We start from the raw sequence: 15,745 nt of genomic DNA, 5'->3' as shown, positions 1-15,745 counted from the left end.
GGCTCACGTTACGCGGACCCTCCGCGCGCATCAAACGAATTACGACCCACCCCCACCGGCGTGGCCCGCCGCGCGTATGGGTAAGGTAAAGCTCGCCTAAATTAGGCAAGCCTCACCTTGTGGAAGTGATCGCGTGTTCGCCAGCTACCTCATCGGACTCCGGGAAGGGCTGGAGGCGACCCTGGTCGTCTCCATCCTGGTGGCCTTCCTCGTCAAGAGCGACCGGCGAGACAGGCTACCCCTGGTCTGGACGGGCGTCGCCGCCGCGGTCGCGCTGTCGGTCGCCTTCGGCGCGCTGCTCTCCTTCACCGCCGCCCACCTGGCCTTCGAGCAGCAGGAGCTGTTCGAGGCGGTCGCCTCGATCGCGGCGACCGTCTTCGTCACCTGGATGATCTTCTGGATGCGCGGCGCGGCCCGCAAGATCTCCTCCGACCTGCGGGCCAAGCTGGGCGAGGCGCTCCAGGTCGGCTCGGTGGCGGTCGCGGTGATGGCGTTCCTGTCCGTGGTCAGGGAGGGCCTGGAGACCTCGCTGCTCTTCTTCGCCTCCGCGCAGGGCGCCGCGACCACCGCCACCCCGCTCATCGGGATCACCCTCGGCCTGCTCACCTCCATCCTCATCGGCTGGGGCCTCTACGCCAGCGCGATCCGCGTCAACCTCACAAAATTCTTCACCTGGACCGGCCTGCTGCTCATCCTGGTCGCCGGGGGCATCCTCAAATACGGCGTGCACGACCTCCAGGAGGCCGGGATCCTGCCGGGCCTGAACACCCTCGCCTTCGACATCAGCGGCGTGCTCGACCCGAGTGCCTGGTATTCGGCCCTGCTCAGCGGCATGTTCAACATCACCGCCACGCCGAGCGTGCTGGAGGTGACCGCCTGGGCGGCCTACGTGCTGCCGGTGATGTTCCTCTTCCTCCGCCCGCCGGCCGCCCCGGCCAAGGTCGCCGAGTCCATTTCGTAACGGGAGTACATCCATGCGCAACACCCTTCTCCTCGGCGCTCTCGCCCTGGCCACCCTCACCGCCTGCGGCGGCACCGAGCCGGCCGCCCCCGCCGCGAGCGGCGCGGCCCCGGCCGGGAACGGGAAGGTGGCGGTGGCCGCCAGCGACACCGCCTGCCAGGTCGGCACGGCCGAGGTCGCGGCCGGCACCGCGACGTTCTCGATCACCAACGGCGGCAGCAAGGTCACCGAGTTCTACGTGTACGCCCCGGGCGACCGGGTCATGGGCGAGGTGGAGAACATCGTCCCCGGCCTCACCCGCGACCTGGTGATCGAGCTGCCGGCCGGGACGTACGAGACGGCCTGCAAGCCCGGCATGATCGGCAAGGGCATCCGCGGCCCGCTCAAGGTGACCGGCGAGCACAAGCCGCTCACCGACGACGCCCAGCTGGCCGAGGCCACCGCCAGCTACCAGCGGTACGTGCGGAGCCAGACCGACGCGCTGCTGGTCAAGACGCAGGAGTTCGTGGACGCGGTCAAGGCGGGCGACCAGGAGAAGGCCAAGGCGCTGTTCCCGGTGTCGCGGACCTACTGGGAGCGGATCGAGCCGGTGGCGGAGATCTTCGGCGACCTGGACCCGAAGATCGACGGCCGTGAGGAGGTCATCGAGGAGGGCATGGAGTTCACCGGCTACCACCGGCTGGAGAAGGACCTGTGGGCGACCAAGGACATCAGCGGCTCAGGCCCGATCGCCGACCAGCTGATGAGCGACGTGAAGCTGGTGGTGGAGAAGGCGAACGCGGAGAAGCTGTCGCCGCTGCAGCTGGGCAACGGCGCGAAGGAACTGCTGGACGAGGTGGCCACCGGCAAGATCACCGGTGAGGAGGACCGCTACTCGCACACCGACCTGTGGGACTTCGCGGCCAACCTGGAGGGCTCGCAGGCCGCCGTGCAGGCGCTGCGCCCGGTGCTGGAGGCGCGGGACGCGGCCCTGGTGAAGACCTTGGACGAGAAGTTCACCGCCGCCGAGACCGCCCTCGAGGCGCACCGTAAGGGCGACGGCTGGAAGCTCCACACCGAGCTGAGCAAGGACGAGCTGAAGGTCCTCTCGGACGCGATCAACGCCCTGGCGGAGCCGGTCAGTAAGATCGCCGCCGTGGTGGCACAGTAAGACAGCACTATTAACCAGAAACCCGTCCCATGGACAGCCGCATGACCGCCAACCAGGCCATTCACCGCTGCGGCTGTCCAGATCACGACTTTCTAGTTAATTCTAGGAGCGCATATGCCGGGCATCAGCCGCCGGAAACTGTTCGGCCTCGGCGCGGCCGGGGTGGCCGCCGCGGGGGCGGGCACGCTGGCGGTGCGGTCCCTGCCGGACGAGGCCGCCACCGCCACGCCCTCCGGGTCGGCCTCCGACCCGGTGCCGTTCTATGGCGAGCACCAGGCCGGGATCGTCACGCCCGCCCAGGACCGCCTGCATTTCGTGGCCTTCGACGTCACCACGAAGGACCGCGCCGAGCTGGTGGACCTGCTGCAGGAGTGGACGGCCGCCGCCGCCCGGATGACCCAGGGCCATGACGCCGGGACGTTCGGCGCGGTCGGCGGCGTGCCGGAGGCCCCGCCGGACGACACCGGCGAGGCCCTGGGCCTGCCCGCGTCCGGCCTGACCCTGACGATCGGCTTCGGCCCGTCCCTGTTCGACGGCCGGTTCGGGCTGGCCGACCGCAAGCCGGCGGCCCTGGCCGAGCTGCCCAAGTTCCCCGGCGAGGCGCTGCTGCCGGAGATCTCCGGCGGCGACCTGTGCGTGCAGGCGTGCGCGCACGACCCGCAGGTGGCCGTGCACGCGATCCGCAACCTGGCCAGGATCGGCTTCGGCAAGGTGTCGGTGCGCTACTCCCAGCTGGGTTTCGGCCGCACCTCCTCGACCTCGCGGGCCCAGGCCACGCCGCGCAACCTGATGGGCTTCAAGGACGGCACCGCCAACCTGAAGCTGGAGGACACCGGCATGCTCCGCGACCACCTGTGGGTGGCCGAGGAGGACGGCGCATCCTGGATGACCGGGGGCAGCTACCTGGTCACCCGCAAGATCAGGATGCACATCGAGACCTGGGACCGCACCTCGCTCACCGAGCAGGAGGCGATCTTCGGCCGCAGCAAGGGCGAGGGCGCCGCCCTCGGCATGGCGAAGGAGTTCGACGAGCCCGACTTCGCCAGGAAGGGCCCCGACGGCCAGCCCTTGATCGCCGCCGTCGCGCACGTCAAGCTCGCCCATCCGTCCAGCCACGGCGGGGCCCGCCTGCTCCGCCGCGGCTACAACTTCGTGGACGGCTCCGACGGCCTGGGCCGCCTGGACGCCGGGCTGTTCTTCATCGCCTACCAGCGCGACCCGCACCGCCAGTTCGTCCCCGTGCAGCTGGCGCTGGCCCGGCAGGACGTGCTCAACGAGTACATCAAGCACGTCTCCAGCGGCCTGTTCGCGATCCCGCCGGGCGTGCGGGACGCGGGCGACTACTGGGGCCGGACCCTGTTCAGCTGACCCCCGCCGCGTCCAGCCGGGCCCGCTGCGCCACGCTCAGGTCCAGGTCGACCGCGCCCAGCGCCTCCTCCAGCTGGGCCACCGAGGAACAGCCGACCAGCGGCAGCACCGGGATCTCCCCGCCCATCAGCCAGGCCAGCACCACCTGGTTGACGGTCGCCCCCGTCTCCTTGGCCACCTCGGCGAGCGCGGCCAGCCTCGGCTGCTTGCCCGGCCCGTCAAGACCCGCGTCGAGCCGGTCCGTCCGGACGTAGCCGCCCCTGAGCAGCGGCCCGTACGCCACCAGCGTCAGCTCGGGGTTCTCCCGCACATAGCTGAGCAGGTCCCCGCTGGTCGCGCCCAGGTCGCCGTCCGCCGACAGCTGGGAGGGCCGGTCGGTACGGCGGCGCACGTAGCTGTGCTGGTACTGGAGCACCTCGTAGCCGGGCAGGCCCGCCGCCGCCGCGAGGCTGCGCGCCCGCTCGACCCGCCAGGTCCAGTGGTTGCTCACGCCGAGCAGGCCGACCGTGCCGTCGGCGACCAGCTCGGCGAAGCCCTCGACGGTCTCCCTGAGCGGCACCCGGGTGTCCTCGATGTGCGCGTACATCAGGTGCAGCCGGTCCATGCCGAGGCGTTCCCTGCTGCGCTCCGCCGACTCCCTGATCACCTTGGCCGACAGGCCCTCGGGGTTGTCGGTGTAGCTGGTGCCGGGGGCGAGCGGGCGACCGCCCACCTTGGTGGCGATGACGATCTCGTCGCCGACGCCGCGGCTGCGCCGCCAGCGGCCGAGCACGCCCTCGCTCTCGCCGCCCTGGCCGCCGTTCATCCAGAACGCGTAGTTGCCGGAGGTGTCGATGAAGGTGCCCCCGGCCTCGACGTACCGGTCGAGGATGGCCATCGACGTGGGCTCGTCGGTGGCGGTGCCGAACAACATCGCGCCGAGGCTGAGCACGCTCACCTCGCGGCGGGTGTCCGGGTTCGTGCCGATCGTGCGGTATCTCATCCGGATTCCTCTCCCGCGCCCGTTCCAGATCGGGCGCTGAGAGGAAGTCTGGGATCTGGAGCGCGCTCCAAGTCAAACCTTAGAGCCGGGACTTGTAGACGGCGGCGGCCTTCTCGATCAGGTCGAGGTGGTCGCGGAGCTGGTCGGGCGAGTCGAGGCGGGCGTGCTCGCGCACGGTGCCCGCCAGCAGGGTGAGCCACTCCAGGCACCAGCGCACGTCCTCGGCCCGCGCCACGTGGCGTCCGGCCACGTCCAGGTAGACCGGGCTGGTGTGGGCGTACACCTCGCGGTGGAGCGATCGGGGGTGGCGCCCGCCGGCGGCCGCGGCGACGACGTAGGTGGGCTCCAGGACGTCGAGGGTGGCCGACAGCTCACCGGCGGGGCCGACGGCGAGCAGGCCGCCCGCGGTGTGCAGTTCGAGGCGCTCCACCTCGGGGCCGATGGTGCGGGCGGTGACGGTGACCCGGTCGCCGGGCCGCAGGTGCAGGGTGTCGCCGACGTCGCGGGCGACGCCGGTGTTCTCGTCGGTCACGCGGAGTTCGAGCCAGGGTCCGGTGGTGGCGAAGGTCCGCCCGTGCCGTACGGCGTTCGCGAACGACTCGGCGGAGAGGGGGCCGCCGAGGCGCGCGTAGACGCGTTCCCAGCCGGGCGGGCTGGAGACCGTGTCCTGCCGGGTGAAGGAGAGCATCGTGTCGGTGCCCGCCAGGGCCGCCAGCCGGTTGCCCGCGCCGATCAGGCGGCGGTAGACGCTCACCGTGCCGGAGATCTCGGAGAAGTGCAGCAGCTCCATGCCGTCCACCAGGCCGAGCGCGGCGTCCACGACCAGGGCGCGGGCGTCGCAGTTGCGCTCGCCGGAGCCGGTGATCTCGCGGGGCTCCAGGATCGGGCCGTGGAACGGGTGCGCGTAGCCGAGCACGGCCCGCAGTTCCTTCAGCTCGCCGCAGGCGGCGCCGTTGGGCGGCCAGTCGGCCTGGCCGAGGAAGCCGGTGTGGTAGATCGACGGGGGCGCGGTCAGGCCGAACGCGTGCACGTGGCCGAGCAGGTCGTTGCGGTATTCGACGCCCATCCTGGCCACGTGCGAGGCGTCCGACCAGGGCAGGTCGCGGCCCGCCCAGTGCTGCAGCGCCTCGCGGTCGTAGACGCGCTCGCCGGCGACGTTCCCGGCGACCAGGTTGAGCACGTGCAGGTCCTCGCCGTGCTGCATGGCGGCGGCCGCGGCGGGGGTGCCCACGATGTCGCCCGCCCAGTTGAGGTGCACGTGCAGGTCCGCGCCGTACCAGCCGCGGGCGGCGGCGTCGTAGAGGCGCTCGGGGGCCAGCTCGACCAGGGTCTCCCGCCAGGGGGCGGGGTGGGCGGCGGTCTCGGCGGTGCCGTACTCCATGCCGCGGCAGGCCCGCACGGTGAGGGGTTCGGCGGGGACGTCCAGCACCAGGTCGTCGCCGTGGAAGAACGGCACGCCGTGGTAGTCGCGGCGGCGGTCGGCGCCCGCCGGATACCATCCCTGGCCGTCGGTGGTGGTGACGCTCCACCGGCACGGGAAGCCCGCCCGCAGCCGCAGCCGCGCGGGCACGGCGGCCCTGGTCAGCACGGACAGGTCCACTTCCTCCCCGGCCACGGTGAGGGCGCTGCCGGTGGTGATCTCGATCAGCCGGGCCCCGCCGGCCGGGACGAGGTGGGTCTGCCCGTCCACGCGGACGGGGGTCGCCGTGTCGCGGGCGGAGTCGATCAGCAGCACGCACGGCAGCGGGTGCTCGGAGAGCATGGCCAGCGGGCGGGCCTCCAGCCGGAGCCCGGCGGGGAGCAGCCGCAGGACGGTCAGCCCGTCCGGCGTGGGATGGCCGTCCAGCGCGTCCCGGAACGCCCGGTCCAGGTCCGGCTCTTTGGACATCTGGTACGCCTCATCCGGGAACCGGAGGAAGCTCATCATTCGCACGTAACCCAGCGGTGGTTCTCCCCAGGTGATGCCGTGTTCGGCCAGCAGCGTGCGGTACTCCGCCAGCGCTCTGGCCACCACCGGCGGCAACATCGGATCGCGGTACACGTTCGCCTCCCCGTAATCGAAAACGCAAGCATCGTCACATCAGGCCAGGACCGAAAAAATGCAATCGTGCGTTCTGGAGGGGTTCTCTGCGCCCGGGTGGGATAACAGGCAGCCCCGGGGGGAGTCGACCCCCCAATTACCCCAAAATGAACACGCGCTGAATTCTGTCTTCCGGACCACCGGGCAAAGCGGGCGGCTCACATAATTCAGGGTGAGATGAGTAGTAGACGCTGGATTGGCGCCGTGCTGGCGCTCCTGCTCTGCGGCGGAGTCGCCGCGGCCCTGGTGCTGGGGAACCGGGAGGGCTCGGAGCTCACCGTGGTGCGCGGGGTGATCGGTTCCGAGAAGAAGCCGTTCTTCGACGACCCGCAGGTCAAGGCCGCCTTCGCCAAGCACGGGCTGCGGGTCGAGGTGGACACGGCCGGGTCGCGGGAGATCGCGGGTTCGGTGGATCTGAGCGGGTACGCCTTCGCGTTCCCGTCGAGCGCGCCGGCCGCCGAGAAGATCAAGAAGGATCGCGGGGCAAGCGTGACGTTCTCCCCGTTCCACTCGCCGATGAGCGTGGCGACCTTCGAGCCGATCGTGGACGCCCTGACGCGGGCGGGCGTGGTCACCGGCGAAACCCTCGATATCCGGAAATATCTGGATTTGGTGGCGAAGGGGACTCGGTGGGATTCTTTGCCGGGTTCGTCGTATCAGGCGCGTAAGCGGGTCCTGCTGACGACCACCGATATCCGTACCTCCAACTCGGCCGCCATGTACCTGGCGATGACCAGCTATGTCGCCAACGGCGACGATGTCGTGACATCGGCGGAACAGTCCGGGAAGGTGGCCGAGGCGGTGGCGCCGCTCTTCCTCGACCAGGGCTACTCCGAGTCCACGACCGAGGCGCCCTTCGAGGACTATCTCGCCATGGGCATGGGCAAGACGCCCATGGTCGTGATCTATGAGGCCCAGTACGCGGCGCACCTGTTCGCCGCCGACGGCGCGATCCGCCCCGAGATGCGCCTGCTGTACCCCTCGCCGACCGTGCTCAGCAAGCACACCCTGGTCCCCTTCGACGAGCCCGCCACCCGGGTCGGCCGCCTGCTCACCGAGGACCCCGAGTTCGCCGCCCTCGCCGCCCGGTACGGCTTCCGCACCGCGAACCCCCAGGTCTTCGCCAACCTCGCCAAGAACACCCCGCTCACCACGAACCTCGTCAACGTGGTCGAGCCTCCGACATATGACCACTTGGAGCAGCTCATCTCGTTGATCGAGGAGCGCTACCTCAAGCCATAGAAGCCGTAGAAGCCACAGAAGCCCGTGAGGATCCCCCGTTGGACCTAGTACTCACCCCGCCCGACCCGGTTCCGCCGGTGCCCGCCGAGAAGGCCGCCTCGATGCTGCCGATCCCGGCCGACCGCGCCGCCGAACTCGCCGAGCGGGCCCGCGGGTTCGCCGCGGAGCTGGCCGCGATGGACCCGCGCGCGCCGGAGTTCACCCGCAAGGTCGCGGGCATCACCGCCATGGGCGACACCGAGATCCGCTCGTCCGCCCAGGTGGCCAACCGCATGCTGAAGCGCCCGGTGGCGAGCGCGTCCGGACCGGTCCCCGGCCAGCTGGTCGCCCTGCGTCGCACGATCGTCGACCTGGACCCTCGCCAGGCCACCGGCGCCCGCAAGTTCCTCGGCCTCATCCCCGCCGGCCTGCGCGACTATTTCGCGAAATTTCATAGCGCGCAGAAGCACCTGGACGACATCGTCCGCGCCCTCAAATCCGGCCAGGACGAGCTGCTGAAGGACAACGCCGCGATCGAGGGCGAGCGCCGCGTGCTCTGGGAGTCCATGCTGAAACTCCAGGAGTACGCGACGCTGGCCGCCGCCCTGGACGCCGAGCTGGAGAACCACCTGCTCACCGCCGACGAGGAGCAGGCGGTCGCGCTCCGCTCCGACGCCCTGTTCGGCGTGCGCCAGAAGCACCAGGACCTGCTCACCCAGCTCGCCGTCTCCGCGCAGGGCTACCTCGCCCTCGACCTGGTACGGAAGAACAACCTGGAACTCATCAAGGGCGTGGACCGCGCCACGACCACCACGATCGCGGCCCTGCGCACCGCCGTCACGGTGGCCCAGGCCCTGGCCGGGCAGAAGCTGGTCCTGGACCAGATCAGCGCCCTCAACCAGACCACCTCCGACCTGATCGTGGCGACCAGCGAGCTGCTGCGCACGCAGGCCGCCGAGATCCAGACCCAGAGCGCCTCGACCACGGTCAACCTGGACTCGCTGCGCCGCGCGTTCGACAACATCTACGCCACCATCGACATGATCGACACCTTCCGCGCGCAGGCCACCGAGAACATGGCGACCACCGTGTCGAGCCTGACCGTGGAGCTGGAACACGCGCAGACGTACCTGGCCAGGAGCGCCGAGTGACCCGCCTGGCCCACGTCCTGCTGGCCTTCGCCCTGCTGGCGAGCGCGGCCTGCTCCGGCGAGGAGGACACCTTCCGCATCCTCGCCGGAAGCGAGGTCAAAGACCTGGAACCCCTGCTCAAGGACTCCGGGCTGAACGTGGAGCTCACCTACACCGGCACCCTGGACGGCGCCGAGCAGGTGGCGAGCGGCGGCGCGGACGGCCGCTACGACGCGATCTGGTTCTCCTCCAACCGCTACCTGTCGCTGATCGACGGCGCGCGGGAACGGCTGTCCAGCGAGATCAAGATCATGAACTCCCCGGTCGTGCTCGGCCTGAAGCCCGCCAAGGCCGCCGAACTCGGCTGGGACAGCGCTCCCCCGTCGTGGTCGGACATCACGGCCGCGGCGACGCAGGGCAAGTTCACCTTCGGCATGACCAACCCGGCCTCCTCCAACTCCGGCTTCTCCGCGCTCGTCGGCGTGGCGGCGGCGCTCTCGGACGCCGACGAGGCGCTCAGCGCGGAGCAGATCGACGCGGTCACCCCGAAGCTGAAGGGATTCTTCTCGGCCCAGCGGCTGACCTCGGGCTCCTCCGGCTGGCTGGCCGACGCGTACAACCGCAGCCCCGGCGTGGACGGCCTGATCAACTACGAGTCCGTGCTGCGGGGCATGAACCTCACCCTGATCTACCCGAGCGACGGCGTGGTCTCCGCCGACTACCCGCTGACCCTGCTGGCGTCCTCCCCCAAGAAGGACGCCTACAACCAGCTCGCCGCCTGGCTGCGCACCCCGGACACCCAGCGGCAGATCATGAACACCACCTTCCGGCGGCCGATCGTGCCCGGCATCGGCACCGCGCCGCCCCTCGTGGAGCTGCCGTTCCCGAACCGGCGCTCGGCGGCCGACGAGCTGATCGCCGCGTACCTGAACGAGGTGCGGGTGCCCGCACGAGCCAGGTTCGTGCTGGACACCTCGGGCTCCATGGAAGGCGACAGGATCGCCGCGCTGCGCCAGGCCCTGGTCACCCTGACCGGCGCGGACACCTCCGCCTCCGGCACGTTCTCCCGGTTCCGCAACCGCGAGGCGGTCACCATGATCCCCTTCAACGACGCGCCGCTGCCGCCCCGCGCGTTCACGCTGCCGGAACGGGACCCGGAGGCGGCGCTGGGCGAGATCCGCTCGTTCGCCGAGAGCCTCCAGGCCGCGGGCGGCACGGCCATCTTCGACGCGCTCCGCACCGCCTACTCCGAGCCGGTGGAGCCGGGCCACTACACCTCGATCGTGCTGATGACCGACGGCGAGAACACCGACGGCTCCGACGCGGCGGCCTTCGACGGGTTCTACCGCTCCCTGCCGGAGCAGCAGCGGACGGTCCCGACCTTCGTGGTGCTGTTCGGCGACAGCGACGTCGAGGAGATGACCGGGATCGCCACCCTCACCGGCGGCGCGGTCTTCGACGCCCGCACGGGCTCGCTGGCCGCCGCCTTCAAGGAGATCCGTGGCTACCAGTGAGCGGATCTTCCGCTACCTGGGCTCCACGAAGAACATCGTCGGCTCGATCCTCGCCCTGATCGGCGTCGGCCTGGTCTTCGCGGGCGTCGCGGGCGCGTTCTGGCCGGTGGTCGTCGCCGGTCTGTACGGCATCGGCGCCCTGCTCGCCCCGCCCGACCGCACCCGCGTGGTGCTCTCCCACGCCGAGGTCGAGACCGCCGAGCTGCGCGCGGACCTCGACACCCTGCTCGCCGGGCTGCCCGGGAGATTTCCTGACGACGTGCTGCGGCAGGCGCAGGAGCTGGGCGGGCTGCTCAAGGAGGTGCTGGACCGCGCGGAGGTGCTCACCACCGCGCCCGACCAGCTGCACGTGGTGTCGCAGACCATCCGCGACTACCTGCCCACCAGCCTCAACGCCTACGCCAACCTGCCGATGTCCCGCCGCCCGGCCGCCCACGCCGAGCTCCTGGGGCAGCTGGAGCTGCTCCGGGCCGGTCTCGGCAGGGTGGCCGACGCCGTCTACCAGGGCGACGAGCAGGCCCTGAAAGCCCAGAGCCGCTTCCTTCAGGACCGATTCGGCGGTTCAGAGCTCGACCTGTAGAGCAGGTCGGCCGCCTGGACGGGCGTGAGCGTGCCGTCCAGGACCTGGGCCTCCACCAGCGGGGCGAGCGCGTCGGTACGCTCCCGGAGATCGCCGAGCACCCGGTCCCGCACCATCGCCCAGGTCCAGTCGACGGCCTGGCGCTGGCGTTTCGCGACCAGGTCGGTCAGCTCCTGATGGCGGAGCACCTGCGCCCACAGCTCCTCCAAGCCCGCGCCGGTGAGGCCGCTGCAGGTGAGCACCGGCGTCTCGGACCGGATGAGGCGCAGCGCGCCGCTCAGCTCGCGCGCGGCCCGTTTGGCGGAGATCTCGTGCTCCCCGTCGGCCTTGTTGACCGCGATCACGTCGGCCAGCTCCAGCACGCCCTTCTTGATGCCCTGCAGCTGGTCGCCGGTGCGGGCCAGGGTGAGCAGCAGGAAGGTGTCCACCATCTCGGCCACGGCGGTCTCCGACTGGCCGACGCCGACGGTCTCCACCAGGACGGTGTCGTACCCGGCCGCCTCGACCACGACCATCGCCTCCCGGGTGGCCTTGGCCACGCCGCCGAGGGTGCCCGCCGTCGGGGACGGGCGGATGAACGCCTTCGGGTCCACGGCCAGGCGCGCCATCCTGGTCTTGTCGCCCAGGATGCTGCCGCCTGTCCGGGTGGAGGACGGGTCCACCGCGAGCACGGCGACCTGGGCGTCCAGGCCGGTCAGGTGCGTGCCCAGCGCCTCGATGAAGGTGGACTTGCCGACCCCGGGCACGCCGCTGATCCCCACCCGGCGCGCCTTGCCCGCGTGCGGCGCCAGCTCGGCGAGCAGTTCCTGGGCGAGCTCCCGGTGGTCGGCCCGGGTGGACTCGACCAGGGTGATCGCGCGCGCGATGCCCCGGCGCGAGCCCGACAGCACGCCGTCCGCGTAGGCCCGCACGCTCATCGTCGCAGCTGTCGCAGCAGGTCCAGGGCCGCCTCGGCGATCACCGTGCCGGGCGGGAAGATCGCCGCGGCCCCGGCGGCGCGCAGCGCCTCGAAGTCGCCGGGCGGGATCACGCCGCCGACCGCGACCATGATGTCGCCCGCGCCGAGCTCGTCGAGGGCCTTCTTCAGCGCGGGCACCAGGGTCAGATGGCCGGCCGCGAGCGAGGAGACGCCGACGATGTGCACGTCGGCCTCGACCGCCTGCCTGGCGACCTCCTCCGGCGTCTGGAACAGCGGGCCGACGTCCACGTCGAAGCCGAGGTCGGCGAAGCCGGTGGCGATCACCTTCTGGCCGCGGTCGTGGCCGTCCTGGCCCATCTTGGCGACCAGGATGCGCGGGCGGCGGCCCTGCTCGCGCGCGAACTCCTCGCACGCGGCGCGCACGTCGTCCATGCCGGATCCCACTTCCTCCCGATACACCCCGGTGATGGTGTGGATCCGCGCCTCGTGCCGCCCGAACACCTTCTCCAGCGCGTCGGAGATCTCCCCCACGGTGGCCTTCGCCCTGGCCGCGTCGACGGCCAGCTCGAGCAGGTTCTCGGTGCCGGCGGCGGCCTTGCCGAGCGCGTCGAGGGCGGCGGCGACCTCGGCGGGCGAGCGTTCCTCGCGCAGCCGGCGCAGCTTGGCCAGCTGCTGGTCGCGCACCGAGGTGTTGTCCACCTTGAGCACCTCGATCGGCTCGTCCGCCTCCGGCCGGTAGCGGTTGACGCCGATGACCGGCTGGCGACCGGAGTCGATCCTGGCCTGGGTGCGCGCCGCCGCCTCCTCGATGCGCAGCTTGGGCAGGCCCTTGTCGATGGCGCGGGCCATGCCGCCGAACTCCTCCACCTCCTGGATGTGCGCCCAGGCGCGCTCCGCCAGCTCGGCGGTGAGGCGCTCGACGTAGTAGGAGCCGCCCCACGGGTCGATGACCCTGGTCGTGCCGGACTCCTGCTGGAGCAGCAGCTGGGTGTTGCGGGCGATTCTGGCGGAGAAGTCGGTGGGCAGGGCGAGCGCCTCGTCCAGCGCGTTGGTGTGCAGCGACTGGGTGTGGCCCTGGGTGGCGGCCATCGCCTCCACGCAGGTGCGTACCACGTTGTTGAAGACGTCCTGGGCGGTGAGCGACCAGCCGGAGGTCTGGGAGTGGGTGCGCAGCGACAGGGACTTGGGGTTCTTGGCGCCGAAGCCGCGGACCAGCTCCGCCCAGAGCAGGCGGGCGGCGCGCAGCTTGGCGACCTCCATGAAGAAGTTCATGCCGATGCACCAGAAGAACGACAGGCGCGGCGCGAACGTGTCCACGTCCATGCCCGCCGCGACCCCCGCGCGCAGGTATTCGACCCCGTCCGCCAAGGTGTAGGCGAGCTCCAGGTCGCAGGTGGCCCCGGCCTCCTGGATGTGGTAGCCGGAGATGGAGATCGAGTTGAACTTGGGCATGCGGGCGGAGGTGTAGGCGAAGATGTCGGAGATGATCCGCATCGACGGCCCCGGCGGGTAGATGTAGGTGTTGCGGACCATGAACTCCTTGAGGATGTCGTTCTGGATGGTCCCCTGCAGCTGCTCCGGCGCGACGCCCTGCTCCTCGGCGGCCACGATGTAGAGCGCCAGGATGGGCAGCACCGCGCCGTTCATGGTCATCGAGACCGACATCCTGTCCAGCGGGATGCCGTCGAAGAGCTGGCGCATGTCGTAGATCGAGTCGATGGCCACGCCCGCCATGCCGACGTCGCCCGCCACCCGCGGATGGTCGGAGTCGTAGCCGCGGTGGGTGGCCAGGTCGAACGCGACCGACAGGCCCTTCTGCCCGGCGGCCAGGTTGCGCCGGTAGAAGGCGTTGGACTCCTCGGCGGTGGAGAACCCGGCGTACTGGCGGATCGTCCACGGCTGGTTGACGTACATGGTCGGGTACGGCCCGCGCAGGTACGGCGCGATCCCCGGATAGGTCGGCAGATAGCCCGGGAGGTCGGCGGCGTCGTAGCGGGCCCGCACAGCGATGCCCTCGGGGGTGTCCCAAGGTTCCGCGTCCTGGGCGGGGAGGTGGTCCTTCCCGATGCCGAGCCCGATGCCGGAGAAATCAGGAATGCTCATCGGAATCCCCCTTCACGTCGATGCCCAGGTCGGCGAATGTCTTTCTGAGCGCGTCCAGGGCGTCGCCGCCGACGCGGATCGTGTCGTCCACTCCGGCGTACTCGCCCTTGCCCGCCAGCCAGATCCGCCTCGCCCCGGCGGCGCGGAGCGCGGCGGCCACGGCTTCCGCGTGCTCGCCGTACAGGCGGTCGCTGGAGCAGATGCAGGCGACCGGCGTGCCCGCGTCGCGGAAGGCCTCGGCCAGCGCGGCCGGGTCGACGCCGGGGCCGCTGGTGACGGTGGCGATGCCCCCGGCGGCGAACAGGTTGGCCGCGAACGAAGCCCGCGCGGTGTGCACGGCGACCGGGCCGATCGTGGCCAGGAACACCAGCGGCCGCTGGGGCCGGGCGTCGGCCTGGTCGCGGAGGGCCTCGAACTCGGCCGCGTAGCGGACCCGCCCCGGCGCGGCGGGCAGCCCGGGGCCCGGCTCGCGCACGACGGCGCGTTCGGTCAGGTTGGGGAACTCGCTGACGCCGGTGATGGGGCTCTTCCTGCGGGCGACGTCCCGGGCCCTGGCCTCCCTGGTTTTGGCCAGCCGCGCCGGGATCAGCGTCTCAGCGGCCGCCGCGAGCCCGCCCGCGCGCTCGATCTCCTGGAACCACGACCAGGCGCGTTCGGCCAGGTCGGCGGTGAGGTTCTCGACATACCAGGAGCCGCCCGCCGGGTCGCTCACCCGCGCCACCCCGGCCTCCTCGACCAGCAGGGACTGGGTGTTGCGGGCGATCCTGCGGGCGAAACCGTCCGGCAGGCCGAGCACCGCGTCGAACGGCTGCACGGTCACCGCGTCCGCGCCGCCGACGCCCGCGCCGAAGCAGGCCAGCGTGGTGCGCAGCATGTTCACCCACGGATCGCGGGCGGTCATCATGGCCGAGGAGGTCACCGCGTGCTGCCGCTGCGCCGCCCCCGGCACCCCGCAGACCTCGGCGACCCTGGCCCACAGGCGGCGGGCCGCCCGGAACTTGGCGACGGTGAGGAACTGGTCGGCGGTCGCCGCGTACCGGAACTCCAGCTGGCCGAACGCCTGCTCGGCGGAGATCCCGGCGTCGGTGAGCGCGCGCAGGCCCGCCACCCCGGCCGCGATCGAGCAGCCCAGCTCCACCGCGTCCCCGGCGCCCGCGTCGTGGTACGGCAACGCGTCCACGGTCACCGCCATGACGGCGGGCTGCTCGGCGACGCAGCGCCGTACCAGCTCGGCCAGGCCGGGGGCGAGCGGACCGGCGCCGAGGTTGCCCCCGGCCAGCGCGGTCCCGGCGGCGAGCTCCAGGAAGATCGTGGCCGCCTGCTCGGTGCGCGGCCCCGCGTCAAGGATCACCGGGGCGAGATCCAGATACACCCCGTCCAGCACGGCCGGGAGCGCGGCGGGGTCGAGGGAGGTCAGGTCCAGCCAGATCGAGGTGACCCCGTTCTCGAGGTCGGCCTGGATCGCCTCCCTGGTCACCGCCGGGTCCGGGTGCGCGTGCCGCTGCCGCACGTCCCAGCCGGTCCCCGGCCGCAGCACCCGGGGGGCGGTGGGCAGCCGGTCGTAGAGGGGCGCGATCTCGATCCCGTCATACGTCCTGGAGGACAGCGCGTCCTCCGGATCGCCGCCTTCGAAGCCCGATTTGCGCAGCACGCCGAGGGCGAGCTCGCGCCACCGCTCCCGCGATCCGGGCGGGAACTCGGCGGCGAGGTCAACAGGTGACACCGTCATGCGTGGAT

12 protein-coding genes are annotated in these 15,745 nt (G+C 71.4%); 7 read left to right on the top strand and 5 right to left on the bottom strand.

Annotation, left to right across the window (positions count from 1 at the left end; translation table 11 throughout):
* Positions 1-133 precede the first annotated feature (133 nt).
* The 3 genes from efeU to efeB all read left to right on the top strand — a co-directional run bounded on the left by efeU (position 134) and on the right by efeB (position 3,479).
* Positions 134-961 (top strand): iron uptake transporter permease EfeU, encoded by an 828-nt coding sequence (efeU, locus tag Aple_RS21285; protein WP_155346408.1) that lies wholly within the window; start codon positions 134-136, stop codon positions 959-961.
* Between the two features lie 13 nt (positions 962-974).
* Entirely contained in the window at positions 975-2,111 is a 1,137-nt protein-coding gene (gene efeO, locus Aple_RS21280) for an iron uptake system protein EfeO (RefSeq protein WP_155346407.1), read from the top strand.
* 114 nt (positions 2,112-2,225) lie between these two features.
* On the top strand, positions 2,226-3,479 hold the full coding sequence (gene efeB / locus Aple_RS21275) for an iron uptake transporter deferrochelatase/peroxidase subunit (RefSeq protein WP_155346406.1): 1,254 nt from the start codon (positions 2,226-2,228) through the stop codon (positions 3,477-3,479).
* On the opposite strand, the gene Aple_RS21270 is transcribed toward efeB, so the two are convergent.
* Entirely contained in the window at positions 3,472-4,461 is a 990-nt protein-coding gene (locus Aple_RS21270) for an aldo/keto reductase (protein WP_155346405.1), read from the bottom strand. The two genes, efeB and Aple_RS21270, sit on opposite strands and share 8 nt — an antisense overlap.
* A gap of 79 nt (positions 4,462-4,540) precedes the next feature.
* Positions 4,541-6,502, bottom strand: a complete 1,962-nt coding sequence (locus Aple_RS21265; protein WP_246264677.1) for a CehA/McbA family metallohydrolase — start codon at positions 6,500-6,502, stop codon at positions 4,541-4,543.
* A 216-nt stretch (positions 6,503-6,718) separates the two neighbouring features.
* Between Aple_RS21265 and Aple_RS21260 the strand changes: the two genes are divergently transcribed.
* The 4 genes from Aple_RS21260 to Aple_RS21245 are packed head-to-tail and all read left to right on the top strand — an operon-like array spanning position 6,719 to position 10,986.
* The gene (locus Aple_RS21260) at positions 6,719-7,783 is read left to right on the top strand and encodes a hypothetical protein (protein ID WP_155346404.1); all 1,065 of its coding nucleotides are present in this window, start codon (positions 6,719-6,721) and stop codon (positions 7,781-7,783) included.
* A 38-nt stretch (positions 7,784-7,821) separates the two neighbouring features.
* A complete protein-coding gene (locus Aple_RS21255) occupies positions 7,822-8,913 on the top strand; it encodes a toxic anion resistance protein (protein ID WP_246264676.1) in 1,092 nt (363 codons plus the stop codon).
* The gene (locus tag Aple_RS21250) at positions 8,910-10,406 is read left to right on the top strand and encodes an extracellular solute-binding protein (RefSeq protein WP_155346403.1); all 1,497 of its coding nucleotides are present in this window, start codon (positions 8,910-8,912) and stop codon (positions 10,404-10,406) included. The genes Aple_RS21255 and Aple_RS21250 overlap by 4 nt, the downstream gene beginning before the upstream one ends.
* On the top strand, positions 10,393-10,986 hold the full coding sequence (locus Aple_RS21245; protein ID WP_155346402.1) for a hypothetical protein: 594 nt from the start codon (positions 10,393-10,395) through the stop codon (positions 10,984-10,986). Before Aple_RS21250 ends, Aple_RS21245 begins: the two co-directional genes overlap by 14 nt.
* Here Aple_RS21245 and meaB read toward each other — a convergent pair.
* From meaB to Aple_RS21230, 3 genes are read right to left on the bottom strand one after another with little or no spacing between them, the layout of a single operon-like run.
* Positions 10,950-11,903 (bottom strand): methylmalonyl Co-A mutase-associated GTPase MeaB, encoded by a 954-nt coding sequence (meaB, locus tag Aple_RS21240; protein ID WP_155346401.1) that lies wholly within the window; start codon positions 11,901-11,903, stop codon positions 10,950-10,952. The genes Aple_RS21245 and meaB overlap by 37 nt on opposite strands.
* The gene (scpA, locus tag Aple_RS21235) at positions 11,900-14,008 is read right to left on the bottom strand and encodes a methylmalonyl-CoA mutase (protein WP_155346400.1); all 2,109 of its coding nucleotides are present in this window, start codon (positions 14,006-14,008) and stop codon (positions 11,900-11,902) included. Before scpA ends, meaB begins: the two co-directional genes overlap by 4 nt.
* A complete protein-coding gene (locus Aple_RS21230) occupies positions 13,995-15,737 on the bottom strand; it encodes a methylmalonyl-CoA mutase family protein (protein ID WP_155346399.1) in 1,743 nt (580 codons plus the stop codon). Before Aple_RS21230 ends, scpA begins: the two co-directional genes overlap by 14 nt.
* Positions 15,738-15,745 lie beyond the last annotated feature (8 nt).

Origin of the sequence: Acrocarpospora pleiomorpha (assembly GCF_009687885.1) — a bacterium.
Lineage (GTDB): Bacteria > Actinomycetota > Actinomycetes > Streptosporangiales > Streptosporangiaceae > Acrocarpospora > Acrocarpospora pleiomorpha.
This window is presented reverse-complemented; position numbering and strand designations above follow the sequence as displayed.

Coding starts and splice junctions, on each gene's coding strand:
- efeB (WP_155346406.1), top strand. CDS start 2,226: ATGCCGGGCATCAGCCGCCGGAAACTGTTCGGCCTCGGCGCGGCCGGG.
- scpA (WP_155346400.1), bottom strand. CDS start 14,008: ATGAGCATTCCTGATTTCTCCGGCATCGGGCTCGGCATCGGGAAGGAC.
- Aple_RS21230 (WP_155346399.1), bottom strand. CDS start 15,737: ATGACGGTGTCACCTGTTGACCTCGCCGCCGAGTTCCCGCCCGGATCG.
- meaB (WP_155346401.1), bottom strand. CDS start 11,903: ATGAGCGTGCGGGCCTACGCGGACGGCGTGCTGTCGGGCTCGCGCCGG.
- Aple_RS21260 (WP_155346404.1), top strand. CDS start 6,719: ATGAGTAGTAGACGCTGGATTGGCGCCGTGCTGGCGCTCCTGCTCTGC.
- efeO (WP_155346407.1), top strand. CDS start 975: ATGCGCAACACCCTTCTCCTCGGCGCTCTCGCCCTGGCCACCCTCACC.
- Aple_RS21270 (WP_155346405.1), bottom strand. CDS start 4,461: ATGAGATACCGCACGATCGGCACGAACCCGGACACCCGCCGCGAGGTG.